Origin of the sequence: Synechococcus sp. HJ21-Hayes, from assembly GCF_024345835.1 — a bacterium.
Lineage (GTDB): Bacteria > Cyanobacteriota > Cyanobacteriia > PCC-6307 > Cyanobiaceae > Vulcanococcus.
Map to the genome: position 1 here is coordinate 47,254 of NZ_JAGQBW010000007.1, position 24,960 is coordinate 72,213.

24 protein-coding genes are annotated in these 24,960 nt (G+C 66.2%); 2 read left to right on the forward strand and 22 right to left on the reverse strand.

Going from position 1 to position 24,960, the window contains the following annotated elements:
* Nucleotides 1-38 precede the first annotated feature (38 nt).
* Nucleotides 39-1,859: an ATP-dependent zinc metalloprotease FtsH gene (gene ftsH, locus KBZ14_RS07085; RefSeq protein ID WP_255117717.1), complete on the forward strand. Its 1,821-nt coding sequence runs from the start codon at nucleotides 39-41 to the stop codon at nucleotides 1,857-1,859.
* On the opposite strand, the gene KBZ14_RS07090 is transcribed toward ftsH, so the two are convergent.
* The 3 genes from KBZ14_RS07090 to thrC form a co-directional block, all read right to left on the reverse strand.
* Nucleotides 1,818-2,777: a cupin domain-containing protein gene (locus tag KBZ14_RS07090; RefSeq protein ID WP_255117619.1), complete on the reverse strand. Its 960-nt coding sequence runs from the start codon at nucleotides 2,775-2,777 to the stop codon at nucleotides 1,818-1,820. The two genes, ftsH and KBZ14_RS07090, sit on opposite strands and share 42 nt — an antisense overlap.
* A 117-nt stretch (nucleotides 2,778-2,894) precedes the next feature.
* On the reverse strand, nucleotides 2,895-3,170 hold the full coding sequence (locus KBZ14_RS07095) for a MoaD/ThiS family protein (protein WP_255117620.1): 276 nt from the start codon (nucleotides 3,168-3,170) through the stop codon (nucleotides 2,895-2,897).
* A 59-nt stretch (nucleotides 3,171-3,229) separates the two neighbouring features.
* The gene (gene thrC, locus KBZ14_RS07100) at nucleotides 3,230-4,498 is read right to left on the reverse strand and encodes a threonine synthase (RefSeq protein WP_488657337.1); all 1,269 of its coding nucleotides are present in this window, start codon (nucleotides 4,496-4,498) and stop codon (nucleotides 3,230-3,232) included.
* A gap of 154 nt (nucleotides 4,499-4,652) precedes the next feature.
* Between thrC and KBZ14_RS07105 the strand changes: the two genes are divergently transcribed.
* Nucleotides 4,653-7,475: a UPF0182 family protein gene (locus KBZ14_RS07105; RefSeq protein WP_255117622.1), complete on the forward strand. Its 2,823-nt coding sequence runs from the start codon at nucleotides 4,653-4,655 to the stop codon at nucleotides 7,473-7,475.
* A 108-nt stretch (nucleotides 7,476-7,583) separates the two neighbouring features.
* Here the strand turns inward: KBZ14_RS07105 and fba are convergent, their stop codons facing one another.
* The 19 genes from fba to KBZ14_RS07200 all read right to left on the reverse strand — a co-directional run bounded on the left by fba (nucleotide 7,584) and on the right by KBZ14_RS07200 (nucleotide 24,913).
* A complete protein-coding gene (gene fba / locus KBZ14_RS07110; RefSeq protein ID WP_255117623.1) occupies nucleotides 7,584-8,657 on the reverse strand; it encodes a class II fructose-bisphosphate aldolase in 1,074 nt (357 codons plus the stop codon).
* Nucleotides 8,658-8,707: 50 nt separating this feature from the next.
* Nucleotides 8,708-9,814: a Gfo/Idh/MocA family protein gene (locus KBZ14_RS07115; RefSeq protein ID WP_399210966.1), complete on the reverse strand. Its 1,107-nt coding sequence runs from the start codon at nucleotides 9,812-9,814 to the stop codon at nucleotides 8,708-8,710.
* Between the two features lie 31 nt (nucleotides 9,815-9,845).
* Nucleotides 9,846-10,289: a hypothetical protein gene (locus KBZ14_RS07120; protein WP_255117625.1), complete on the reverse strand. Its 444-nt coding sequence runs from the start codon at nucleotides 10,287-10,289 to the stop codon at nucleotides 9,846-9,848.
* Nucleotides 10,286-11,161 carry an acetyl-CoA carboxylase, carboxyltransferase subunit beta gene (gene accD, locus KBZ14_RS07125; protein ID WP_255117626.1) on the reverse strand — a complete coding sequence of 292 codons (876 nt, stop codon included), beginning with the start codon at nucleotides 11,159-11,161 and terminating at the stop codon, nucleotides 10,286-10,288. The genes KBZ14_RS07120 and accD overlap by 4 nt, the downstream gene beginning before the upstream one ends.
* 40 nt (nucleotides 11,162-11,201) lie before the next feature.
* Nucleotides 11,202-12,038 (reverse strand): prepilin peptidase, encoded by an 837-nt coding sequence (locus tag KBZ14_RS07130; protein WP_255117627.1) that lies wholly within the window; start codon nucleotides 12,036-12,038, stop codon nucleotides 11,202-11,204.
* Nucleotides 12,038-12,406 (reverse strand): hypothetical protein, encoded by a 369-nt coding sequence (locus KBZ14_RS07135; protein ID WP_255117628.1) that lies wholly within the window; start codon nucleotides 12,404-12,406, stop codon nucleotides 12,038-12,040. The genes KBZ14_RS07130 and KBZ14_RS07135 overlap by 1 nt, the downstream gene beginning before the upstream one ends.
* 39 nt (nucleotides 12,407-12,445) lie before the next feature.
* Nucleotides 12,446-13,348 (reverse strand): phosphoribulokinase, encoded by a 903-nt coding sequence (locus KBZ14_RS07140; RefSeq protein ID WP_255117629.1) that lies wholly within the window; start codon nucleotides 13,346-13,348, stop codon nucleotides 12,446-12,448.
* Between the two features lie 68 nt (nucleotides 13,349-13,416).
* Nucleotides 13,417-14,502 (reverse strand): 3-isopropylmalate dehydrogenase, encoded by a 1,086-nt coding sequence (gene leuB / locus KBZ14_RS07145; RefSeq protein WP_255117630.1) that lies wholly within the window; start codon nucleotides 14,500-14,502, stop codon nucleotides 13,417-13,419.
* 83 nt (nucleotides 14,503-14,585) lie between these two features.
* Nucleotides 14,586-15,653: a UDP-3-O-(3-hydroxymyristoyl)glucosamine N-acyltransferase gene (gene lpxD, locus KBZ14_RS07150; RefSeq protein ID WP_255117631.1), complete on the reverse strand. Its 1,068-nt coding sequence runs from the start codon at nucleotides 15,651-15,653 to the stop codon at nucleotides 14,586-14,588.
* A gap of 54 nt (nucleotides 15,654-15,707) precedes the next feature.
* Nucleotides 15,708-16,790, reverse strand: a complete 1,083-nt coding sequence (gene proB / locus KBZ14_RS07155) for a glutamate 5-kinase (RefSeq protein WP_255117632.1) — start codon at nucleotides 16,788-16,790, stop codon at nucleotides 15,708-15,710.
* Nucleotides 16,791-16,808: 18 nt separating this feature from the next.
* The gene (locus KBZ14_RS07160; RefSeq protein WP_255117633.1) at nucleotides 16,809-17,330 is read right to left on the reverse strand and encodes a YqeG family HAD IIIA-type phosphatase; all 522 of its coding nucleotides are present in this window, start codon (nucleotides 17,328-17,330) and stop codon (nucleotides 16,809-16,811) included.
* Nucleotides 17,331-17,333: 3 nt separating this feature from the next.
* A complete protein-coding gene (locus KBZ14_RS07165) occupies nucleotides 17,334-17,897 on the reverse strand; it encodes a DUF3727 domain-containing protein (RefSeq protein WP_255117634.1) in 564 nt (187 codons plus the stop codon).
* Nucleotides 17,898-17,916: 19 nt separating this feature from the next.
* Nucleotides 17,917-18,396 carry a Holliday junction resolvase RuvX gene (gene ruvX, locus KBZ14_RS07170; protein ID WP_255117635.1) on the reverse strand — a complete coding sequence of 160 codons (480 nt, stop codon included), beginning with the start codon at nucleotides 18,394-18,396 and terminating at the stop codon, nucleotides 17,917-17,919.
* Between the two features lie 3 nt (nucleotides 18,397-18,399).
* On the reverse strand, nucleotides 18,400-19,488 hold the full coding sequence (locus KBZ14_RS07175) for a hypothetical protein (protein WP_255117636.1): 1,089 nt from the start codon (nucleotides 19,486-19,488) through the stop codon (nucleotides 18,400-18,402).
* Between the two features lie 44 nt (nucleotides 19,489-19,532).
* Nucleotides 19,533-20,723 (reverse strand): F420-0:Gamma-glutamyl ligase, encoded by a 1,191-nt coding sequence (locus tag KBZ14_RS07180; protein ID WP_255117637.1) that lies wholly within the window; start codon nucleotides 20,721-20,723, stop codon nucleotides 19,533-19,535.
* Nucleotides 20,724-20,786: 63 nt separating this feature from the next.
* Complete coding sequence (gene fumC / locus KBZ14_RS07185) at nucleotides 20,787-22,196, reverse strand: class II fumarate hydratase (protein ID WP_255117638.1); 1,410 nt, start codon at nucleotides 22,194-22,196, stop codon at nucleotides 20,787-20,789.
* A 16-nt stretch (nucleotides 22,197-22,212) separates the two neighbouring features.
* A complete protein-coding gene (locus tag KBZ14_RS07190; protein ID WP_255117639.1) occupies nucleotides 22,213-22,791 on the reverse strand; it encodes a thylakoid membrane photosystem I accumulation factor in 579 nt (192 codons plus the stop codon).
* A 44-nt stretch (nucleotides 22,792-22,835) separates the two neighbouring features.
* Nucleotides 22,836-24,533, reverse strand: coding sequence for a DUF3685 domain-containing protein (locus tag KBZ14_RS07195; RefSeq protein ID WP_255117640.1), 1,698 nt, complete (start codon nucleotides 24,531-24,533; stop codon nucleotides 22,836-22,838).
* A 17-nt stretch (nucleotides 24,534-24,550) separates the two neighbouring features.
* Entirely contained in the window at nucleotides 24,551-24,913 is a 363-nt protein-coding gene (locus KBZ14_RS07200; protein WP_399210882.1) for a Fur family transcriptional regulator, read from the reverse strand.
* Nucleotides 24,914-24,960 lie beyond the last annotated feature (47 nt).

Genomic DNA, 24,960 nt, shown 5'->3' on the forward strand with positions numbered 1-24,960 from the left:
GCGTTCAACCCCCTTCGGAACGCGCCGGCGATCCGCCCATGAAGGCCCCTGGTCTGATGCGGGATTTGGGCTTGTCCAAATCGCCTCCGCCCAGTTACAGCGAGCTGTTGCAACAGCTGCGCAGCGGCAAGATCAAAGAGTTGGAGCTCTCCACGGCCCGCCGCGAAGTTGCGGTGACCTATGCCGATGGCCGTCGCGTCACGGTCCCGGTGTTCAGCAACGACCAGCAGTTGTTGAGCAGTGCCCAGGAGGCTCGCGTGCCGCTCACGGTGCGCGATGACCGCAAGGACGAAGCCACCGCTGGCCTGGTGGCCAACGTGTTGCTGTTGCTGCTGCTGTTCGGTGGGCTGAGTCTGCTGATCCGCCGTTCGGCCCAGGTGGCCAATAAGGCCATGGGCTTCGGCCGCAGCAAGGCCCAGGTGCAGCCCGAGGGAACTGTGGCGGTGCGCTTCGAGGATGTGGCCGGCATCAATGAGGCCAAGGAGGAGCTCCAAGAGGTGGTGACCTTCCTCAAGGAGCCCGAACGCTTCACGGCCGTGGGCGCCAAGATTCCCAAGGGTGTGCTGCTGGTGGGCCCCCCCGGCACCGGCAAGACGCTGCTTGCCAGGGCCATCGCCGGTGAAGCTGGCGTGCCCTTTTTCTCGATGGCCGCCTCGGAATTCGTGGAGCTGTTCGTGGGCGTGGGGGCCAGCCGCGTGCGCGACCTGTTCCGCAAGGCCAAGGAGAAGGCTCCTTGCATCATCTTCATTGATGAAATTGATGCTGTGGGCCGCCAGCGCGGCGCTGGCATCGGTGGTGGCAACGACGAGCGGGAGCAGACCCTCAACCAGCTGCTCACCGAGATGGACGGCTTTGAGGAGAACTCCGGCGTGATCCTGCTGGCGGCCACCAACCGCCCCGATGTGCTCGATACGGCGTTGATGCGTCCTGGCCGTTTCGACCGTCAGATCCACGTGGACCTGCCCGATCGCCGGGGCCGGGAAGCCATTCTTTCGGTGCATGCCCGCAGCCGTCCCCTCGGTCCTGAGGTGTCCCTGGCCGATTGGGCCAGCCGCACCCCCGGCTTTTCAGGGGCGGACCTCTCCAACCTGCTGAATGAGGCGGCGATCCTCACGGCCCGGCGCGACCGGCAGACCATTGATGATCAGGCCCTCAGCGATGCCCTGGAGCGCATCACCATGGGCCTCACGGCGGCTCCCCTCCAGGACAGCGCCAAAAAACGCCTGATCGCCTATCACGAGGTGGGTCACGCCCTGCTCACCACACTGCTGCCCGCAGCCGACAAGCTCGACAAGGTGACGCTACTCCCGAGGGCCGGGGGCATCGGCGGTTTTGCCCGCACCATGCCCGATGAGGAGGTGTTGGACTCGGGCCTGATCAGCAAGGCCTACCTGCAGGCTCGCATGGTGGTGGCCATGGGGGGTCGGGCGGCGGAGCTGGTGGTGTTCGGTCCTAGCGAGGTAACCCAGGGCGCCTCCAGTGACCTGGAGATGGTGTCCCGTATCTCCCGCGAGATGGTGACCCGCTACGGCTTTTCCTCCCTGGGGCCGGTGGCCCTAGAGGCCGATGGCGGCGAGGTGTTTCTCGGTCGTGATTGGTTGCGCTCTGAGCCCCACTATTCCCGCGAAACCGGCAATCGCATCGATCAGCAGGTGCGGCAGTTGGCCACCGCCGCTCTGGATCAGGCGGTGGCGCTGCTGCGCCCGCGCCGGAAGCTCATGGATGAGCTGGTGCACCTGCTGATCGAGAAGGAAACCCTTGAGGGCGAGGAGTTCCAGGCGGTGGTTGAGCGCCATGGCGCAGCCAGCCAGCCAGACCTAGGTAAATCGAATATCCAGGCTGCGCAACTGGGTGTGTAGGCCGGCGTCCTGGATGGGCAACAGCAGGGCCGTGCGGCCGCTTTCATTGACATGGGCATGCCAGTGGCCCGGTGGTGTGATGAAGGCACCACCGGACTCCCAGTCGATGCGCTCGGGATCCCGAATCGTTCCGTCTGGATTCAGTTCGCGGCCCACGAGGGTGTAACACCCGGGATCACAGTCCACGATCAGATCAAGCGCTACCGATTGATGGCGATGGGCGCCCTGGGTGGCTCCGGCCGGCACCATCCCGAGCATGGCCCAGAGCACGTGGGTCACGGTGCGGGTGGACGGTAGATCGCGGTTGGCCAGCAGCAGGCTGAGCCGGTTGCTCTTGGCGCTGCTGGGGTCAGCGGCGAGGGCCTCGAGTTCGGCGAGCAACCAGTCCGCTGGGTAGTGGGTGGCTTCGAAGCGGGGCTGGCTGGGCTGCACGCCTAGGTAGTGCAGCAGGGGCGCATCGTTCACCCAATACAGCACGCTGGTGGCGTTAGCTTCAAGGAGTGGAGCGGCCCCTGCCGGCAACACGAACAGATCACCGGCTTGCCAGGTGAGGCTCACGGCAGGGCTGGCCACTTCGGCGCTGCGCTCGCAGCGACCCCGGCCCGACAGCACATAGAACAGGGAGCTGGTGGCTAGGGCCGCTGCCTTCACCCCCTCACCGGCCTCGATCCGCAGGAAATGGGCCGCCAAGGCTGGGCTGGTGGCGGGGCCGTTGATCCCCAGCTCTTCACTGAGATCCAGGGGAATCACGGCGCTGGGCCCAGTGGCATGCAGCTCTGGTCCCCAATGGCGATAGGGGATGGGCTCGGTGAGGCCGCGCCGCACTGGGTTGGCAGCCTGGCGGTAATCGAACAGCAAGGCCTTGCTGCTCGCTGGAGCCGCAGGTATGACCGGGGACGCTTCGGGGGTGTTAGCCATGGCTGCCGCACGATCCGGTGCTGTAGTCATCGCGTCACCCCTGGATTGAGATCACCCTATTGAGCCGTCGCCCCGATCTGGCCACTGCGGCAATGGCTACAAGGGCGGGGGTGTGGCTCAACCGCCTGCGACTGCGGGAACGATGCTTACCTCATCGCCATCGCTGAGGGCGGTTGCCTGGTTGTCCAGAAACCGGATGTCCTCGCTGTTCACGTACACGTTGAGGAAGCGGCGCAACTTGCCACCTTCATCGCAGAGGCGGCCCTTGATCCCCGGGTAGCGACCTTCCAGTGCATCGATTAGGGCGTCCACGCTGGTGGCCTCCAGATCCACGCTGGCTTCGTCGTTGGTGAATTTCTGCAGAGGGGTGGGAATCAGAATCTGAACGGCCATGGCTGGTGCAGGAAACGAATAGAAGATCGAAGCCGGGCGTACGGCGTTGGCGACCCGGTTCAGCCCTTGAGGGCTGCCTGGGCCTGCTGCCAGGCAGCGTTGAAGCTGTCCAGCTGGGCTTCGATGGTGTAGGGCGCGCCGATGGAATCGACAATGGCCTCGGTGGTCTTGAGGCCATTGCCGGTGATGTAGGCCACGGTGCTCTCGTCGGGGTTGATCTTGCCCTGTTCCACCAGCTTCTTGAGCACCGCAATGGTGGTACCGCCGGCCGTTTCGGTGAAGACGCCCTCGGTTTCAGCCAGGAGCTTGATGCCCTCGATGATTTCCGTGTCGTTCACGGCCGCAATGTTGCCCCGGGTTTTGTTGGCAATGTCGATGGCATAGGGGCCATCGGCCGGATTGCCGATGGCGATCGACTTGGCGATGGTGTTCGGTTTCACCGGCGTGATGAAGTCCCGGCCTTCGGCGAAGGCCTGGGCGATTGGGGAGCAGCCCTCGGCCTGGGCACCGCTGAAGCGCACGTGCTTCTCGTCCACCAGCCCTACCTTGATGAACTCGTCAAAACCCTTGCGGATCTTGGTGAACAGGGAACCGGAGGCGAGCGGCGCCACAATGTGGTCAGGCAGTTGCCAGCCCAGCTGCTCGATCACCTCGTAGCCCAGGGTTTTGGAGCCTTCCGAGTAATAGGGGCGAAGGTTGATGTTCACGAAGCCCCAGCCGTAGGTGTTGGCCACTTCCGAGCACAGGCGATTCACCTGGTCGTAGTTGCCCTTCACCGCCATGAGAGTGGGGTTGTAGATCAGGGTGCCGAGCACCTTGCCCAGTTCCAGATCGCTGGGGATGAACACACAGCAATCGAGGCCCGCATGGGCGGCGATGGCTGCGGTGGAGTTGGCCAGATTTCCGGTGGAGGCGCAGCTCACCGTGGTGAAGCCCAGCTCACGGGCGCGGGTGAGGGCTACAGAGACCACCCGGTCCTTGAAGGACAGGGTCGGCATGTTGACGCCGTCGTTCTTGATGTAGAGGTTTTTGAGGCCGAGGCGCTTCGCCAGGTTGTTGGCCTTGAGCAGGGGGGTGAACCCGGTGCCCACATCAATGGGATCGCCCTCGATGGGCAGGAAATCGCGGTAGCGCCAGATCGAGGCGGGCCCGGCTTCGATCGTGGCCCGGCTCACCCGGTTGCGGATGGCCTCGTAGTCGTACACCACTTCGAGGGGGCCGAAGCAGACGTCTTCACAGACGTGACGGGCGCCAGCTTCATAGGGATGGCCACATTCTTTGCAGCGCAGGCCGGTGAAGGTGGAGCGAGAGAGAGTGGCCGTCACGATCACGCCCTGGAGGTTGAGAGGAAGCTAGCAGCGCCGTTGGGGCTGCCGATTATTCACCGATGCTGGAGGTCGGGTATTGACAGAGAGCTGATGGGGCTTGCCCTCTGTGACTGCCGTGGCTTGACCTCCGGGGGTGCCTGCCTAGCCTCGCTGGGTGACTGGTACCGCACCCCGTTCCTCCGCCTATCCCATCCCCGGCTGGCTGCGGGCGGTTGGGGTTTTGGCTCTGTTGGTGGGGGCGCTGGTGCTGCTGCCGCGGTTGGGGATCGAGCGCCAGTGGTTTGCCCAGTTCGGGGCGGAATCCGTGGTGATGCGCCGCTGGTTGCTCCAGGTGCTGGCCTTTGTGGTGGTGATGGGCCTCGGCGTTCCCCTTCAGCTGCAGCAATTGAGCCGCTGTTGGCGGCTGCGCCAGGAGGCTGCGCGCAAGCTTCTGCCTGAGGCTCCGCTGGTGGTGCTCGGACCTCGCCTCCTGACCGCAGTGCTGGTGGGCCTGCTGGTGTTGCTGGCGGCGGGACTCACTTATCTCATGGTGCAGGCGAGAGATCTGATCGCGGCCCCCTTCAGTGGGCAGGTGATCACCGGAATCCCGGTGCTGGCGGATCTGCCCCCCTGGTTGGTCCTCGGTCTTGGGGCTGCCCTGCTGCTGCCCCTGTTGCTCTGGCCGCTCACCACCTTGCGCATCACCCTGGCGGCGGCCCTGGCGGGATCGGCCACGGCCCTGGCCCGGGGCTGGAGCCTCTGGTTGCCGGCCCTCCTGGCGGTTTCCTTTGGGGAGCGGGATCCGATCACCGGCTTTGACCTCAGCTTCACGGTGCTGCAGCTGCCGGCGCTGCACTTGCTCGTGAGTGTGGTGATGGCCCAGGCGATCGTGGGTCTGGCCGGTTGCCTCTGGCTCACCTTCAGCGAGGGCTCCAGTCTCTCCGATTTGCGTTTCCCGGGGCTCAGCCGCCAGCAGCAGCGGGTGCTGCAGCCCCAGTTGGCGGTCTTGGCCCTGATGGCGGCCCTCAGCAACGCTCTGGCCCCTTTCGACCTGATGGTGCAGGGAAGTGGTGTGGCCGCAGGTGCCGGTTTTGTTGACCTGCACGTGCGGCTGCCCCTGCGGCTGCTGCTGTCGGCCTTGCTGCTGTTCACGGGCGTGGGGTTACTGGTTCCCTTGCCCCGGAACTGGCTCCGGCGCGGGGCCTTGTTTCCCCTGGCACTCACGGCTCTGGCGGTGCCGATTGCCGAGTGGATCGTGGCTCCCTTGGTGCAGCGCATCTGGGTGCAACCGCGCGAGCTCGTGGTGGAAATGCCCTATCTCCGCCGTTCCATTGATGCCACCCGCCGGGCCTTCGGCCTCGAGACGGTCAAGCAGCTGGTGCTGGAGCCGCGCCAGAAGCTCACCTCCGAGGATCTGGCGGCTGCTCCTGGAACCCTCAGCAATATCCGTCTCTGGGATAGCAAGCCCCTGCTCGAGGCCAACCGTCAGCTGCAGCAACTGCGGCTCTACTACCGGTTCTCTTCAGCGGCCGTGGATCGCTATCCACTCAGCGCGGATCCGGCTCGCCAGGGCTCCCAGCAGGTGTTGATCGCTGCCCGAGAACTGGATACCGGTGCTCTACCGCAGGACTCCCGCACATGGTTGAACCGCCATCTGGTCTTCACCCACGGCTATGGCTTCACGGTTTCCACCGTGAATGCCTTTGGCCCAGATGGTCTGCCGCTTTATTTCGTCAAGGATCTGGGTCGCGGCAGCAAGGTTCAGGGCATTCCTCAACTCGGACTCCAGACAGAGTCGGTTCGCAAGGCCCTGCCGGTGGGCCTGCCTCGGCTGTATTTCGGATCTGCCAAATCCTCCTATGTGATCGCCCCCACCCAGGTGCGGGAGTTCGACTATCCGGAGGGTGACCTCAACCTCTATTCCCATTACACCGGCCAGGGCGAGGTGCCGATCCATGGACCCCTGGATCGGCTCATGGCCGCCGCCTATCTGCCGGAGCCCCGGCTCTTGTTCACGGGTTCCTTAACCCCCTCCTCGCGACTGTTGCTGCGCCGCCAGGTGAATGAGCGGCTCAAGGCCCTCGCGCCTTTCCTGCGCTTTGAGAGCCAGCCCTATCTGGTGACCGCAAGGGTGGCGAACACCCCGGGCTATGAGTCTGATAACCACCAGTACTGGATGCTGGACGGCTTCACTGTGAGCCGCAGCTATCCCTATTCTGATGCCAATCCATCGGGAATTCGCTACTTCCGTAACCCGGTCAAAGTGGTTGTGGATGCCTACAACGGCCAGGTGTGGCTCTATGTGAGTGATCCCAGCGATCCGATCCTGCGCACATGGAAACGAGCCTTTCCGGAGTTGTTCCGTCCCCTCTCCGCCATGCCGAAGGTTCTTCTGGGCCATATCCAAGTGCCCCAGAGCCAGTTCCAGGTTCAGGCCGAGCGGCTGTTGCGTTATCACGTCACCGATGTCCGCACCTTCTACAACGGTGATGACGTGTGGTCGATCCCCCTTGAGATCTACGGGTCTGCTAACACTCCGGTACGCCCCTATCACGTGACAGTGCAGTTGCCGGGCGAAACTAAGCCCGAATTTGTGCTGCTGCTGCCGTTCTCGCCCCTGAAACGGCCGAACATGGTGGGTTGGTTGGCGGTGCGTAACGACCCTCCCCATTACGGCGAGCAGTTGCTGGTGCGCTTCCCCCAGCAGCGTCTGTTGCTTGGGCCTCAGCAGGTGTCATCGCTGATTGAACAGGATCCTGCGATCAGTTATCAGTTTGGCCTCTGGAATCGGGTAGGCTCGCGCCTCATCCACGGCAATCTTCTGGTACTGCCTGTTGGAAAGGGCCTTCTCTATGTGGAGCCGATCTATCTGCAGAGTAAGAATAACGATCTGCCTACCCTGGTGCGTGTTGTGGTAACCGATGGCACCACGTTTGTCATGGAGCGCAATCTGAAGGATGCTCTCAAGCGCCTGGTGTCAACCACGCCCAAGGGTTGAGCTGGTTGGGTCCTTGGTCTCGGTGCTCAGCCAAGAGGTGCTCGGCCAACAAAAAAGGCCCCGTAGGGGGCCTTCGACTTCAGGGGTTGGTCTGGTCCAGCTGCTGGATCAGGCAGCCACGGCGGTCTTGGGGTCGAGTTCGCCCTTGGCGTACAGACCGGCGTAGAAGTTGATGTCGCGCTGTTTGATCTTGCTGGCGTTGCCGGCGCACCAGAACTGCTGGTAACGATCGAGGCACACCTGCTTCATGTAGGCCCGGGCAGGCTTGTTGAAGTGGCGGGGATCGAAGTTAGCGGGGTCTTTGGCGGCAGCTTCCCGCACAGCGGCGGTGAAGGCCAGGCGGTTGTCGGTGTCGATGTTCACCTTGCGCACGCCGTTGCGGATGCCTTCCTGGATTTCCTCTACGGGCACGCCGTAGGTCTCGGGGATGGCACCGCCGTACTTGTTGATCATGTCCAGCCACTCCTGGGGCACCGAGGAGGAGCCGTGCATCACCAGGTGGGTGTTGGGGATGGCCTTGTGGATTTCGGCGATGCGGCTGATGGCCAGCACTTCACCGGTGGGCTTGCGGGTGAACTTGTAGGCGCCGTGGCTGGTGCCGATGGCGATGGCCAGGGCGTCCACCTTGGTTTTGGCCACGAAGTCGGCGGCCTCGGCGGGATCGGTGAGCAGCTGGCTGTGGTCGAGCTTGCCCTCGAAACCGTGGCCGTCCTCAGCCTCGCCCATGCCGGTTTCCAGGGAGCCCAGGCAACCCAGTTCACCTTCCACGCTCACGCCGATGGCGTGGGCCACATCCACCACTTCCTTGGTGACGGCCACGTTGTACTCGTAGCTGGCGGGGGTCTTGGCGTCGGCCATCAGGGAGCCATCCATCATCACCGAGGTGAAGCCGTTGGCGGCGGCACCGAAACAGGTGGCGGGGCTGTTGCCGTGGTCCTGGTGCATCACCACCGGGATGTCGGGATAGGTTTCCACGGCAGCCAGGATCAGGTGGCGCAGGAAGTTTTCGCCGGCGTACTGGCGGGCACCGCGGGAGGCCTGGAGAATCACCGGAGAGTCGGTCTCGTGGGCCGCCTCCATGATCGACTGCACCTGCTCCAGGTTGTTCACGTTGAAGGCAGGGATGCCATAGCCGTTTTCAGCGGCATGGTCGAGCAGCAGGCGAAGCGGTACCAGCGCCATGGGGGAGACCTCGAGGGGGAATGCGGGCGATCCTAACCGGCGCCTTGTTGTCAGAATTCCTGGCGTAGCCCCGTATCCGCAGCAGCCAGGGCGAGATCGCTGATGGCCTGGCTGTGGACGGCCTCCGCCAGGCCTGGCACCATCGGCCGGCTGGCGCGGGCCGCCTCCGCCCACCAGCCAATCAGGCGTGCCACTGGGGCCACGCGGCCATCGGGCCAGGTGTGGGGGAAGGCCAGGGCTGGATCCGGGCTGATCTCTTGCAACGCTCCGCTGCCCTGGGCCTGCCAGAGCTGAAAGCCATGGACGTAGTCGTTCTGGTTGCTGGAGCCGAGCACCAGGGTGCCCTCGCTCCCATAGATCTCGATCCAGTAGCCGCGCCCCGGTCGGGTCACCGAGGCCAGGCTCACCTGTGCCGCCAGGCGGCGTCCGCTGGCGGCCTCCAGCTCCAGCTGCAGCAGGGCGATGTCCTCGGCATCCACGGCGGCCAGCCGTCCGCTGCCATCAGCCAGGGGGCGCTGGGGAATGGCCATGCTGCGTTGGGCACCCACGCTTCGGGCCGGTCCCACCAGCCAGTGCAGGGTGTCGAAGGCATGGGTGCCCAGGGATCCCAGCACGCCGCCGCCGGCAGCCCGTTGCGAATACCAGTTCCACGGCCGCGTTCCATCGGCCCTGCTGCCCATCAGCCAGTCGAGTTTCACCAGCCACGGTGTGCCAATGGCGCCCTGGTCCAGCAGGACCTTGAGCTGCATGAACAGGGGCACGGCGCGGTATTCGAAATCCACGGCCACGCTCACGCCGGCCTCCAGGGCCTGGCGTTGCAGCTCCTGGATCTGACCCGCATCCAAGGCCACGGGCTTCTCGAGTAGCAGGTGCTTTCCAGCGGCAATGGCCGCCTGGGCCAGGGCAAAGCGGGGGGCCGGCGGGGTAGCAATCACCACGGCATCCACCTGGGGATCGCTCAGCAGGGCTTCGAGCTCGCTGGTGCCGGGCAGGTTGGCGGCGGCACAGGCCTGTTCGAGCCGCTCGCGGCGTGGATGCCAGAGGGCCACCGGCTCGGTGAGGGGGCAGTGCCGCAGGGCCGGCAGGTGCACTTTCTCGCCGAAGCCCAGGCCGGCTACGGCCACCCGCAGGGGTTGCAACGAAGAGGCGGTGTCGATCACGGCGGCGGGGTGATGGCGAGTGAAGGAATCAGGATCCAGCCAGCAGGTTGGCCCCTGCGGCGCAGACCGCCTGGATGGTTTCCTCGATCAGTCCATCGTTACTGGCCGGCTGCCACTGGCTTCCCCATTGCGGCAAGCCATTGATGGAGGTGTCGCGGAACAGGTTCTGGCCGCAATCGATCTCCATCACGTAGAGATCGCTGGCCGGGGGGCGCTGGGAGCGGCCCTGCTCGCTGCCGGGATCGGGCTGTGGCATGGCCTGCTGAAAGCGGCTGAGCACCGTGAGGTTGCCCGCCTTGCTGATGCGCAGGCTGCCGGCATCCCACCACTGCTGCCCCTCGGCAGTACTGGCCACCGGTTGCCAATCCACCGGTCCGGCCCAGCTGCCGCTGGGGTTGAGCAGCACCACGGCAACCGCCAGAAGCGCCGCCAGGAGCTTGCCCACACCGCTGCGGAACTGCTGGGGTGTCATACGGATGCGGCCTTGGTACAGCCGTGCATCTTCAGCAGACCCACCAGGGTGCTGCGCAGTTTCGTGCGCGGCACGATGTGGTCGACGAAGCCGTGGTCCTGCAGGTATTCCGCGGTCTGGAAGTCGTCGGGGAGTTTCTCCCTCAGGGTCTGCTCAATCACCCGACGGCCGGCAAAGCCGATCAGGGCCCTCGGCTCGGCCAGGATCAAGTCGCCAAGCATGGCGAAACTGGCGGTCACGCCACCGGTGGTGGGGTGGGTGAGCAGGGGTAAATAGAGCAGTTCGGCCTGGCGATGGCGCTCCAGGGCTCCGGAGATCTTGGCCATCTGCATCAGGCTCAGCATCCCTTCCTGCATGCGTGCTCCGCCAGAGGCACACACGATCAGCACGGGGTAACGGCGCGCCGTGGCCGTCTCGATCAGGCGGGTGAGCTTCTCCCCCACCACCGACCCCATGGAGCCGCCCATGAAGCGGAAATCCATCGCCCCCAGGGCCAAGGGCAAACCCTCCACGGTGCAAAGGCCGGTGATCACGCCGTCCTTGAGGCCGGTGGAGCGCTGGGTGTCGCGGATCCGGTCGGCGTAACTGCGGCGATCCTTGAAGGCCAGGGGATCAGTGGGGGCCAGATCAGAATCGAGGGCTTCAAAGCTGCCCTCATCGGCGATCAGGTGAATCCGCTCCTCGCTGAAAATGCGGTGGTGATGCCCACAACCGCTGCAAACACTGGCATTGGCCGCAAGATCCTTGCGATACACCACCAGCCCGCATTCCGGGCATTTGCTCCAGAGCCCGTCCTCCTCGTTCACCTCCTGGGGATTGCGAACCGCCGGTGCGGTCTTGCGGCGATCGGCAAACCAGTCGAACAGCGACATGGAGGCAGGGAGCGTCCGGGTTTAGGTGGTCTTCAGACCATTAAAGGGCTCCCCAGCCCAGCCAGTGCCCTAGCTGTTGCAGCCAGAAGCTGTTGCCACCGATCCACACGGCCAGGCCTCCACCGGCCAGGAACGGACCGAACGGGAAGGGTTGACCGCGTTTGAGTCGGCCGCTCAGCAGGCCGAGGGCACCGAACAGCGCTCCCGCTAGCACCGCAAGGAGCACCGCCAGGCCAACGCCGCTGAGCCCAAGCCAAGCTCCCAGCAGGGCTGTGAGCTTGGCATCGCCCAGACCCAGGGCGGGCTTGCCCATCACGTTGTGGGCCAGGCCACTCAGCCCTTCCATGGCCAGCAGTCCCCCACAGGCCGCCAGCAGATGCTCGAGCAGCAAGCTGCGCCCACTGCTCTCCCCCTGGCTAAAGCCGGCGATGGCCGTGATCGCCAGGCCGAGCAGCACCCCCCAGCGGCAGAGGGGTTCCGGTAGCCATAGGTGATCCAGATCGATCAGGGTGAGGGGCATGAGCAGGGCCACCAGCAGCCAGCCCGCCACCAGCAGCATCCAGCCGGGGGGGGCGGCCAGGGCGGAGGGGCTTCCCAGGGCCGTGGCCACGAACAGGCCAGCGGTGAGTAGCTCAACCGCGGGGTAGCGCGCGCTGATGGGGTTGCCGCAATGGCGGCAACGGGCCCTCAGAACCATCCAGCTGAGCAGTGGCACATTTTCAAACCAGCTCAGTTGGCTGCCGCAGTGGGGGCAGTGGCTGCGGGGGTGAACCACCGATTCCTCCCTGGGCAGGCGCCAGGCCACCACGTTGAGGAAGCTGCCTAAGCAGGCACCCAGCACAGCGGCCAGGACAGCAGCAACAGCAGTCGAGCTCATCAGCCGCGGTAGGTGGTTCGGGTACTCCGCAGTCGCTGTGTGCGGCCACGCACAAGGTCGAGCGACACGTACTGCTCATCGGGCAGGAGCACCGGCAGTTCGAACACCACCCGGCCCTGGCCCATGCCCGTGCCTGACAAGACAACACCCAGGGGCTCCAGTCCGCTGGGACAACGCTCGATGTAGGTGAAATAAATCCTTCGGGCCCGGCCGATCACATCGGAACTGTTGATGCGATCCCAGCGGGGCTGCAGGCGCAGCTCAGAGCGAACGTCCGGCCGTGGGCCCTGACCGGAAGGCCCAGTGGCCCCCGCAATCACAAAGGACGGAGGACCACCGGGCGTAGAGGGGACGGGTACTGACTTCACCGGGTCCGCCTGACGGACCCACACTAGTGGCTAAAAGCCTCAGGACAGTTTCTTTTTCTCCTCGATCATCCGGTGAATGATCGGGGTGAGGATCAGCTCCATGGCGAAGCCCATCTTGCCGCCGTTCACCACGATGGAGGTGGGGCTGGACATGAAGGAGTCGTGGATCATGTCCAGCAGGTAGGTGAAGTCGATCCCCCACTTCTCACGGGCACCCTTGCGGAAGTGGATGATCACGAACGATTCATCCGGGGTGGGGATGTTCCGGATCATGAAGGGGTTGGAGGTGTCCACGGTGGGCACCCGCTGGAAGTTGATGTCCGTGCGGCTGAACTGCGGGCAGATGTGGTTGATGTAATCCGGCATGCGGCGCAGGATCGTGTCCACGGTGGCCTCAGCCGAATACCCACGCTCGTGGTTGTCGCGGGCGATCTTCTGGATCCACTCCAGGTTCACGATCGGCACCACGCCCACCAGCAGGTCGGCGAGGGAGGCCACGTTGTAGCCATCTCCTTCCACACCGCCATGCAGGCCCTCGTAGAAGAGCAGGTCGGTGCCGGCGGGGATGGGTTCCCAGGGGGTGAACTGGCCTGGTTCCAGGTTGGTGCCAAGGCGTCCGTTGTGCTCAGCGGCTTCCTCCACGGAGTGCAGGTAGTAGCGCTTCTCGCCGCCGCCGCTCTCGCCGTAGCTGCGAAACAGTTCGCCCAGCTTGTCGAACAGGTTGGCCTCGGGGCCGAAGTGGGAGAAGTTTTCACCCTTGGCTAGGGCCTCGGCCATGGCCTGCTTCATGGGGCCACGCTCGTAGCGGTGGTAGCTGTCGCCCTCCACCACGGCGGGGGTGATGCCCTCGCGTTTGAAGATCTGCTCGAAGGCACGCTTGACGGTGCTGGTCCCTGCGCCGGAGGAACCGGTGACAGCCACAACCGGATGACGCTTCGACATGCGCAAGGATCAGCAGAACTGTGGGCGAGTTTGGCAGGTCGTGGGTCTGTCCCCTAGTGCCAGGCGTTTCAGCCCTCAAGGGCCGCCAGTAACTGGTCGCCCATGGCCTGGCAGCCCAGCTGAGTGCAGCCTTCGGCCATCAGGTCACCGGTGCGGTAGCCGGAGGCCAGCACGGCATCCACGGCTGCTTCTAGGGCCGTGGCGGCGGCGTCCTGCTGCAGCCCAACCCGGAGCATCATGGCCGCACTGAGCACCATGGCCATGGGGTTCGCCTTGTCCTGGCGGGCAATGTCGGGGGCTGAGCCATGGATGGGCTCGAACAGGCCTGGCCCCTCCGCCCCCAGCGATGCGGAGGGCAGCATGCCGATGGAGCCTGTGAGCATGGCGGCCTCGTCGCTGAGGATGTCGCCGAACAGGTTGCTGGTGAGCAGTACGTCGAACTGCCTTGGGGCACGCACCAGCTGCATGGCGGCGTTGTCCACGTACATGTGGGTGAGCTCCACGGAGGGGTACGCGCTGGCGTGGAGGGTTTCCACCCGGTCGCGCCACAGCTGGCTCACATCCAGCACATTGGCCTTGTCCACCGAGCAGAGCCTGCCGCCCCGCTGCAGCGCCAGATCGAAGCCCACCTTGGCGATGCGATCGATCTCGTAGTCGAAATAGGCCATGGTGTTGAAGCCGCGCACATGGCCATTGGCTTCAACCCGGCCCTTTGGGGTCCCGAAGTACACCCCGCCGGTGAGTTCGCGCACCACCATCAGGTCCACGCCCTCGATCACCTCCCGCTTGAGGGTGCTGGCCTCCACCAGGGCTGGAATGATCTTCACCGGCCGCAGGTTGGCGAATAGTCCCATCCCGGATCGCAGCCCCAGCAGGCCGGTCTCGGGGCGCTGCTCGCGGGGCAGGCTGTCGTACTGGGGGGAGCCGATGGCGGCCAGCAGCACAGCATCGGCGGCCTTGCAGGCCGCCAGGGTGCTGGTGGGCAGGGGCTCTCCGGTGGCATCGATGGCGGCGCCGCCCATGGGCTGCTCGTCGTAGACGAGCTCAAACCCGTGCCTGGCACTCACCACATCCAGCAGCTGCCGGGCCACCGCGGTGATCTCCGGGCCGATGCCATCGCCGGGGAGCAGGGTGATCCGGTAGCTGGACGTCATGGTGAGGAGGGGGCAGGAACCGCCAAGGGCGGTGTTTCAGGACTGGGCGCGAGGCTAGGCCTTGGGCGGATCCCGGCCGATGCTCAGGGCTTCAGCTGCTTCTCCAGCTGGCGCAGGGCCTTGGCCATCTCCGGCAGTTTGTTGAAGGCAGCAGAACAGCGCAGCCACAGCCGGTTGGGGATGGCGGGGTAACCGCTCACCACTTCGCCTGGGGCCACCTCGCCGTGGATGCCCGATTTGGAGGAGGCGATCGAGCGATCCCCCATCACGGCCTTGTTGGCCAGCCCCACCTGGCCGGCCAGGATCACGCCGTTGCCCAGCTTGGCCCCGCCGGCGATGCCCACCTGGGCGGCGAGGGCGCAGCCTTGGCCCGTGGTCACGCCATGGCCCACGTGCACCAGGTTGTCGATCTTGGTGCCAGCGCCGATGCGGGTTTCTCCCACCGACGGGCGATCAATTGTGCTGCCGCAGCCCACTTCCACACCGGCTTCTAGGACCACTAGGCCGGTCTGGGGCATCTTGCGCCAGCCATTCGCAGTAGGAACAAAGCCAAAACCCTCGCTGCCGATCACGGCGTTGGAGTGCACCACACAGCCGCTCGCCAGGCGTGAGCCCGGGTGCAGCACGGCACCGGCGTGGAGTTCACAGCCCTCGCCGATCTGTACGTCCTCGTAGATCACCACATGGGGATGGAGGGTGCAGCTGGAGCCGATCTGCACCTCGGCGCCGATCACCACATGGGCCCCAACGTGGGACCCCATGCCCACCACCGCAGAGGGGTCGATCACCGCGCTCGGGTGGATTCCTGCAGGCTTGGCCCGACGGGGATGGAGGGCCTCCAGGGCCTCGGCGAACCCCAGCCGGGGATCCGCCAGGGCGATCCAGGCCAGCCCCTGGGCACTGGCCTGCTCTTGCAGTGCTGGCGCCTCATCGCCGCGTTGCGGGAGGAGCACCGCACTGGCTGTGGTGCCGCCGAGAGCGGCAGCCAGGGCATTGCCTGGCTCCAGAAAACTCAGCTGGCCGGCCCTGGCCTGATCGAGGGCGCCGGCACCCTGGAGCTCCGGATCGCTGCCCAGGTCATGGGGCAGGTGCTGGAGGCCGCCGGCGGATTGCACTTCACTCAGCCGGCTGAGCAGGTCGCTGAAGCGCATGGGGGCCGTGGGCTTTCGGCCGAATCGTAGGGCCCGTGCTTGGACCCAGGTCGATCAGCTGGGGGTGGCGGCAGCGGTGAGCACCAGGTGATCGCGGTGCACCACCAGCCCGCGCTGGCCCATCACGCTGCGCAGGTCGTCGCTGCTGAGGGCGGATAAACCGCGAGCCAGCTCACGACCATCCAGGGCCAGGAGACGCACGGCATCTCGGGCGGCGAAGTGGCCCTCCACCTGCTGGACCCCCACCGCCAGCAAGGAGGCCCCCTGCTGCACCAGCGCTTGCTCGGCGCCCCGGTCCACGGTGATGCTGCCCTGGGGCAGCAGGGCGTGGGCCAGCCAGCCCTTGCGGTCGCTGAGGGGTTGGGGGCTGGGATGGAAGCGGGTGCCCACGTTGGCCCCCGCTAGCAGGGCCTCCAGTACCGCCGGATCGCGGCCATCGGCCAGCCGCACCGGAATGCCGCTGGCGGTGGCGATGCGGGCGGCGGAGAGCTTGGTGGTCATGCCCCCGGTGCCCCAGTTGCCGCCCCCCTTGGCCACGCCTGTCAGGGCTTCCAGTTCCGCCAGGCTGTTCACCTCGGCGATGGGACGGGCGTCGGCATCGCGGCGGGGATCTCCCGAATAGAGGCTGTCGATGTCGGTGAGCAGCACCAGCTCATCGGCCCCAACGGCTACGGCCACCAGGGCGGAGAGGGTGTCGTTGTCGCCGAAGCGCAACTCATCGGTGGCAAGGGTGTCGTTCTCGTTGATCACCGGCGTCACACCCCAGGCGAGCAGTTGCTCGAGGGTGCGGCAGGCGTTCTGGTACCGGCGCCGTGACGCCAGATCGCCGCGGGTGAGTAGCACCTGGGCCACGCAGCGGCCGTGGCTGGCGAAGGCCTGGTCGTAGAGGGTCATCAGCCGCCCCTGGCCCACGGCGGCGGCGGCCTGCAGGGCCTCTACCTCAGTGGGGCGCTGGGCCTGGCCCAGGGCATGGCAGCCCAGACCCACCGCCCCACTGGTGACCAGGGCCACGGGTTCCCCCCGCTGCCACAGGCCACTGAGGCTCGAGGCCAGATCGGCGATCACCTGCTCGGTGCTGCGGGATGGATCGCCCCGCAGCAGGCTGGTACCCACCTTGATCACCCGTCGTTTGGTCATGCTCGGCCGTTCTCCGTGTCAGCGCAGGGAGGCACCGGCCAGCCGCGCCAGCTTCACCTCCAACATCTGCCAGCGATCGTGGGGACAGGGTTGTCCCTCCGGATTCACCGGTTTCACCAGCACCGTGTAGAGGCCCAGGCGGTTGCCGGCCAAGACATCGGTGAACACGCGATCGCCCACGATCGCCACGTGGGCTGGGGGGATGGCCAGCTCAGCCAAGACCCGCCTCAGCGCGCCTCGGCGCGGTTTGCCTGCGCTGGAGGTGAAGGCCACGCCCAGTTGGTCGGCCAGGCCGCCGATGCGGCTGCGGGAGGGGTTGTTACTGAACAGGTGCAGGGGCATGTGCTCCTGGGCCCGCCGTAGCCACAGCTCCATGGCCGGCGGCAGTTGGTGGCTGCGCCGGGGCAGCAGGGTTCGATCGACATCCAGCACCAGGGCCTGGATGCGTTGCTCGATCAGGTGCTCCAGCGGCAGCTCCGCCAGGGTGCCGGGGGCCATCCAGTCGGGTTGCAGGAGCTGCGTCAGGGACAAGCGGGTCACGCGTCAGTCGTCGGCGAGTTCGCGCTCGTCCAGCTCGGCCTCGATGCGGGGCTGGATCCGCTCGAATTCCTCCCCTTCCACCAGCACGCCCTCGCCGTCCTGCAGGCGGGCCACCACAAAGAAGGGATCCAGGGGGATGAACAGGCCGTATTCCTGCTCGTTGGCCCGGAACTGGATCAGCATCTCGTAGAGGTCGGTGTCCTCGCTGTCCTCGTCGTCCTCGATGTCCTCTTCCAGTTCCTCGGGCTCATCCAGGTCGCCGCTCACGGTGAGGGTCACGGCCGAGCGCACCAGGGTGAGGTCGTGTTCCTGGAGCACCACCTCGGCCACCGACAGGATCGATTCGGCCGCATCGAGTTCCTCGATCACCTCGTCCTCGCTGTCCTCGTCCTCGGCGATGCGTACCAGGCACACCGGGGTATCCACAGGGGTGAGCAGGGCGTAGTCGTTGCCATCCAGGGGAATCAGCTGCTCGAGGAAGCAGAGCAGATGGCGACCCTGGCCATCGCGCACGAGCACCGTGGGCACATCACCGGATCCGTTCGCAGTCGGGCCGTCGGAGCTCATGAAGAGGAGGCAGATCTTCTCAGGATGCCTGCGCACCCTCCCCGGGGCCAAGCACAGGGGTCGCCGCTGGGACCGGCGCAGGCTCAGGCCCCTCGGCCAGCCACTGCTCCAGCAGCATGGCGGCGGCAGCGCTGTCGAGGGCACCGCTGCGATCGCCCTGCAGCCCATGGCGTTCTGCAGCGGCCCAGCTACTGGCGTATTCGTTCACAAAGGCGAGGGGCAGCTCCAGGGTCCGGGCCAGCCGCTCGCCGTAACGGCGGCAGTGCAGAGCCTGGTTGGTGGGCTGCTGGGTGGCATCCAGGGGCAGCCCCACCACGAGGGCGGTGATGCGCCGCTGTGCCACCAGGGGCTGCAGTACAGCCAGGTCTGCTGGGAACTTGCCCCGCTGCAAAGCCCGCAGGTGCGTCACGGTGAGCCCCAGGGCGTCACAGCCCGCCAGCCCGATCCGCTTGCGTCCCACATCGAGAGCAAGCACTGAGCGTGGCTTGGGGGCCACCATCGATCAGCGGCTCCAACGGCCCACCGGCGTGGGAATCGGACCTTGGCGGGGCTGCAGCCGGCCGAGTACGGCCTCAAGCTTGCGGGCCATCTCCTGGCTGGGTTGGGGCGCATGGCGACGCCAGACGCTGCGGGCCATCAGCACCTCTTCGCCCTCTGGCGCCATGCCCAGGCTCTGGAACCACTGGCTGCGTTCGCGGTCGGTCAAATCGCTCCGCACAATCACTTGCTCCGATCCGGCGGCCCCTTGTTCCAGCAGCCATTGCAGTGCGGGGCCCTGCAGGTGCTGCCAGCCCGGGTGCAGGCTGAGCTCCAGCTCGGGGATGCCGCGGGAGCTGTGGCGCAGGCGGCGAACTCCCGCCACGGCCTGTTGCCTGCTGTTGTCGATCAACATCAGGCTGGGCGATTGGCTCTGGTCCAGTAGGTCTTCGACCCGGCGATCCAGCAACTGGCGCAGCTGGGCTGGCAGGGCCGCCTGTTCCAGGTGCCACATGGCCGAGGCGGTCCGGCTGTTCAGGGGCCGGAGCTGCAGCTCGGCGGGCAGCTTCACAGCATCCGGCTCCACCGCCTGGCCGCTGTTGGAGGGCTCCCAGCGCCAGAGGGTTTCACGCCGCAGAGGCTGGAAGCCCTGCTGACGCAGCAGAGCGAGCCGGGCATCATCGCAGCTGGGGCTGGTGGCGATCCAGCTGGCGGCACTGCGGCTGCGCTGGATCGCCTCCCGTACAAGGGCCGCTTCCACGGCCATGCGGCCCGCTTCGCTGGCACCCAGCACGGCTTCACAGGTGCGCAGGTGTTGCAGCTGCCAGCAACTGCCGCTGCGGTTCAGGCGCTTGCTCACCACCAGCCCCAGGGGCTGGTGGCTCTGGCGATAGGCCACGAGCACCATCGGCGCCAAGGCCCGCTGGGCCGTGAGGCTGTGGAGCAGACGCTCCGGCCCCTGCAGCAGCAGGGAGCGCTGCAGCAGGGGATGCAGGTCTTGAAAGGCGGAGTCCTGTAGGAGCGGCAGATGCCAGCCCCGCAAGGGCTCGATCTGCAGGGGTGGCGGCGTCAGCGGCGGCGTCACAGGTGGCGGCACGGGCTGCGGCACGGGCATGTCCCTGGAGGAGGGCCGCCCAGGCAAAAGGGCTTGTTGCAATGTTATGGGCGAACCAGCACGAGGGGCGTGCGCTCGTTGGCGTTCCCGGCCGGGTTGGGCCGCAGCGCCCGCTGCAGCAGCGCCTCGTCGCAGCCGGGGCTCGAGGCCAGTACCTTCACTCGGCCCAGGTCGTTCACGTCCACCACCGCCACTGCCACGCCTAGGTCGGCCGCCAGTTGGGCACAGATGGCTGCGGGTTGGTCAGGTCCCAGCACAATCGTCTGGTCGTAGGGGGGGGTAGTGCCAGTGATGTCGTCGATCAGACGGGCCTGTTCACCAGCGAGCCGATAGAACCAACCCTTCGACCCCACCAACTTCAGGGCCATCCCCACCAACCAGGCGCACAGCACCCTGGCAGGGCCCACATCGTCGATCAGGCTCTGCAGGCCGCAGGCGGAGGCCAGGGAGCTGGTGGGGTGGAAGACGCGGCAGAGGAGCCGTGCCAGCGAAGATGGTTCCACCGTGGCGGGATGGTGGTAACGCCCCTGCATCACCGCCAGTGGGGTTTCCCCGATGGTGAGCACATCGCCGGGTTGCAGAACGGCGCCGGCGTAGTGACGCAGCACCTCGGTGGGATCGTCGAGGGTGCCGAGCAGATGGGTGCGAATCGGCAATACCGAGCAGTGGTCGCCCTGGCGCCAGCTGGAGGTGCTGGGGTTGGCCGGGGCCGGTTTACGCAGGGGGATCAGCACGCCATCGCGGCGCTGCAGGCGTCCGAAGGGGCCGTAGTTCACCCAGAGAATCTCGAGCCAGAGGGTGTCGAGTAGGGCCTTCAGATCGCTGCCTGCAGGCCCACTGATGCTCACGCTCACGTCGGCTTGGGTGGTCTTGCGGCCCTTCACGATGTAAGCGAACCAGTAGCCATCCGCCCGCGATTCCTCATCGGGATGGCGGGGGGTAATGCGGTTGGTGATGGTGAGTGCCGAGAGATCACCACGGCCCAGCAGGGTGGGCTGCAGGCTGATTTCCGGCACAAACACCTCCATGCGGGCATGGGGGTTGTGGATCTGGATGGATCCCTTCACCAGCACCTGGCTATCGCCCTCCCGCTGCACTTTCCAGCCGCTGGTGCTGATCTGCAGGGGTGAGGCAGGCCTTAGCCGGTGGCGGCTCTCCAGCCACAGCAGGGCCAGCCCGAAGATCAGGGCACTGATCAGCAGGAACGCAATCACGGGATACAACGCCAGCTCCATGGGGTTTGCGGGAGCGTAGGGCCGGCTACTGCCCAGTCCACCCCCTGGGCATCAGTGGCTGCCTTACACCATCTGCTCCGGCCGCACCCACTGGTCGAAGTCATCGGCGCTGATGTCTCCGAGCACCAGGGCGGCTTCCTTGAGGCTGAGGCCGTGCTTGTGGGCGTGCTTGGCGATGGCGCAGGCGCGGTCGTAGCCGATGGCAGGGGTGAGGGCGGTCACGAGCATCAAGCTCTGGTTGAGCAGCCTCTCGATGCGGGGCTCGTTGGCTTTGAGGCCTTCGATGCAGTGTTCCCGGAAGCTCTGGCAGCCGCCCGCCAGGAGCTCGAGGCTCTCCAGCAGGTTGTGGGCGATCAGGGGTTTGAACACATTCAGCTCGAAGTTGCCCTGGCTGGCCGCCATCTGCACGGCGGTGTTGTTGCCCATCACCTGCACCGCCACCATGGTGAGGCTCTCGCACTGGGTGGGGTTTACCTTGCCCGGCATGATTGAGGAGCCCGGCTCGTTTTCTGGCAGCACCAGTTCCCCCAGGCCGCAACGGGGGCCGCTGCCCAGCCAGCGGATGTCGTTGGCGATCTTCATCAGGCTGCCGGCCAGCACGGTGAGCGCGCCGTGGCAGCTGGCTAGGGCCTCGTGGCCGGCCAGGGCCTGGAACTTGTTGGGGGCACTGGTGAACAGGGTGCCCAGGCGTGCGGGGAGCCGCTGGGTCCCCGCCTCGCCGCAGCCCTTCGGGGCATTGAGGCCGGTGCCAACCGCCGTGCCGCCGATGGCCAGCTCCCGCACCCGCGGCAGGGTGGCTCGGATCGCCTCGAGCCCCAACTGCAGTTGGGCCACGTAACCGCTGAATTCCTGGCCGAGGCTCAGGGGGACCGCGTCCTGCAAATGGGTGCGGCCGATCTTCACGATCTCGGCGTAGGCGGTGGCCTTGGCCTGCAGGGCTGTGGTGAGGCCCTCCACGGCTGGAATCAGGCTCCGTTCGAGTTCCAGCACCACGGCAATGTGCATGGCCGCTGGGAAGGTGTCGTTGCTCGACTGGCTCAGGTTCACATGGTCGTTGGGGTGCACAGGGCTCTTGCTGCCCAGCTCACCCCCCAGGGCTTCCACGGCCCGGTTGGCGATCACCTCGTTGGCATTCATGTTGCTTTGGGTGCCCGAGCCCGTCTGCCAGATCTTCAGGGGGAACTCAGCGTCCAGCGCACCAGTGGCCACCTCTTCAGCCGCGCTCACGATGGCGGCACAGAGGCTGGCGTCGAGTTTGCCCAGGTCGCGGTTGACTTCGGCGCAGGCCGCCTTGAGTTGGCCAAAGGCGTGCACCACCGCCAGCGGCATGGGCTGACCAAAGGGAAAATTCCGGATCGAGCGCTGGGTCTGGGCTCCCCAGTAGTGCTCGCTGGGCACCGCAATGGCCCCGAGGCTGTCGGTTTCGAGGCGGGTGGTGCCGTTGGCGGTTGCGCTGCGCTTGCCGTTGGTCATGGCTGTCCCCAGGGGGTCACTTGGAAGGAACGATTTCGCTGTTCAGCTCGTTCACCTCGAGGTTGAGGCTGAGCTTTACGTCGCCCTGGGGCTTGAGGCCCGTTACCTGGGTAAGGGCCACGTTGATGGCATCGATGCTCACGGGGCCGCTCTCATCGAGCACCGCTTTGCCGTTCTGATCGAACACCACTACCTGGGGAATCAATCCCTTCCAGTAGCTGGCAGGGTCTGTGGGGCCATCCCCCTGGCGGCCTTGCAGGGGGTCGGTGGGGAGGATGATCAGCTCGGCCGTGCGGCCCCAGAGCCGCTGCAGCTCGTTGAACACGATGGCGTACTGCTTGCTGGCGGCGCTGTCGTCGAGGAAGAAGCCCAGCACGATCGGGCGGTGCTCGGCCATGGCATCCGCCAGGGTGCCCCGGGGTGGCACAAGGGAACCATTGCCGGCGTAGAGGGCGTAGATGTTGCCGTCGTAACTGTTGGTGTCGCGGGCGGCTTGGGCAGAGCCCGGCAGTGCCAAGGCCGCAGTCAGAGCCATCGTCAGCACCAGGGCGAAGGCGGTGCAGCGATTCAGCAACCGTGCCAGGAAACCGGGCATCAAACGGAACAGGCCAACATTGCGGCCATTGTGACCCGTGGCTTTCAGCCTCTGCTGATGCTGCGGCCCATGCCCTGGACAATGCCGCGGCCCACCAGGCCGATGGCCCGCCCGATCACCTGGGTCAGCACCACCACCACCAGATTCCCCAGGCGCCGCAGCAGGGCCTGGAGTTGAGGCGCCAGGGCATCGCGGCTCTCGAGGGCGAGGGTCACCAGCTGCTGCACCCAGCCCAGCTGGCGCAGCTCCCCATCGCGGGGTTCGGTGAGCGTTAGCGGGGTGATGGCGCCGGCCTCGAGCTTGTAGAGCAGCCGTTGGCTTTCGTAGAGCTGCACCGGCCGCTCAAACCAGCTGCCCCAGCGCTGCTGGGCATTGAGCTGATTGCGCAGCCGTTCCAGATTGCGGGTGGCCAGTAGGTCGCGGCCCAGCAAGTAGCGACGCAGCTCGGGCCAGTTGCTGCAGCAGGTCAGCAACTCGGCACTGATCAGTTCGGCGTTGCGGATCAGCCAGTTGCTGATCAGGGCTTCCAGCTGTAGAAGCGCCTGGGGCTCATCGGGAGCCAGCAGGCGGCCATCCACCAGTAGGGGCTGGGCCTGCACCAGGGCCGCCAGCATCGGCAGGGGCGCGGGCAGCTCGGGGTCCACGGAATCGAGATCGGCGTTGCTGCTCAGGGTGTCGGCCACGGGCAGCAGGCTGCCCTGCTGGGGCAATTGCACGTATTCCCCTGCCATCTGGCGTAGGGCGAGGCGGCGCAGCTCGGGTTGGAGGCTCTGCCAGCGCTGTTCGAGTTGTTCACCGCGCAGCTGGTCGTGGCGTAGCCGGATGATCAACAGATCCAGCTGGCTGATCAGGGCCAGCAGCAGGTCGCGGCGGTGTTCCTGGGTCAGGCCTTCGAGGGCCAGCCGCTGGCCGCTGTGGTTACTGAGCCCGGCCTGGGTAGCGGCCACCAGGCGCTCTTGGATGGCCTGCCACACCCCCACAGCGGTGCGTTCCCGCAGGGTGATGGCGGTCACGCCGGAGGGCTTGGACGCGCTCACCCGAGGTCCAGCGGCTTGAGCCGGAGCAGGGGCGGGAAAGGCCATGCTCACCGGCCCCCACAGCCAGAGCAGTAGGCGTCGGGCCACGGTGAGTTCTCGCAACCGTCCGAGCAGCAGGAGCTGGCTGAGGCCCCCTGGGACTGCCAGCTGCAGCCATTGCTCACAGCGGCGTTGCTCAGCATCGATTTGCACCAGGCCGCTCTGCAGCAGCCATGGCCCGAGTCCCAGGGCTTGCTGGGGTTCGCTGGAGCTGGCGGCCACGGGACGGAGCTCCACCACCCGTCCCCCAGCCAGCAGGGTTTGCACAGCCGCCTGGAGGTCGTCAGCCTCGGTGTCTCCCTGCTGGATCAAGCCCTCGGCAGGCAGTTGCAGCAGCCAGTCGCTGGGATAGGTGGCCTCCGCCGGGAGTAAGAGCAGCAGCGGTGCGGGCTGCCAGCGTTCCCGCAGGTGGTGCAGTTCCGCGGCCAGGGTTTCTGCAGGCAGGCCCGAGGGTGAGCTCCACAGCACTAGCTGGGGGGCCCCTTCCAGTTGTTCGGGCCAGCAGACCGTTCGGAAGCGGCCTCCTGCCGGCTCCGCGGCGCTCAACAGGCGGATCAATCCCTCCCGCAGGAGCGGGTCAGCCAGGATCAGCAGCTGGGGTGCGACCTGGGCCTTGGGCACGGCGTTGGAGACGGCGATGGTCAGGCCATAAGGTAGCCAGCCCATACCCGTTACTCCAGGGTTCAGCGGCGGCGGCGACCGCTGAGATGGAGCGTGTATCCCTCAATCGCAAAGCCGGTGAGCTCTTCGATCGTGGCCAGTAACTCGGGGGGGAGTTCCACATCCAGATCCTGGATGGCTCCCGATTCCAGGCAGGTGAGGTGGCTGTGGGGATCGCTGCGGTAGCCATACAACCGACCACTGGCCCGATCGAGGCACTCGATCACTCCGGCGCTCTGGAGGGCTTCCAGGTTCTGGTACACCGAGGTGTGGCCGATGTTGCGTCCCTTGGCGTTCAATTTCTCGAAGATGTCGCGGGCACTGAGGTGATCCTTCTCGTCCCAGAGCAATTCGAGAACCATGCGCCGTTGCCGCGACAGGCGCATGCCGAGGTCCCGGCAGCGCATGTAGGCGCTGTCAACCCCTGGGCTGG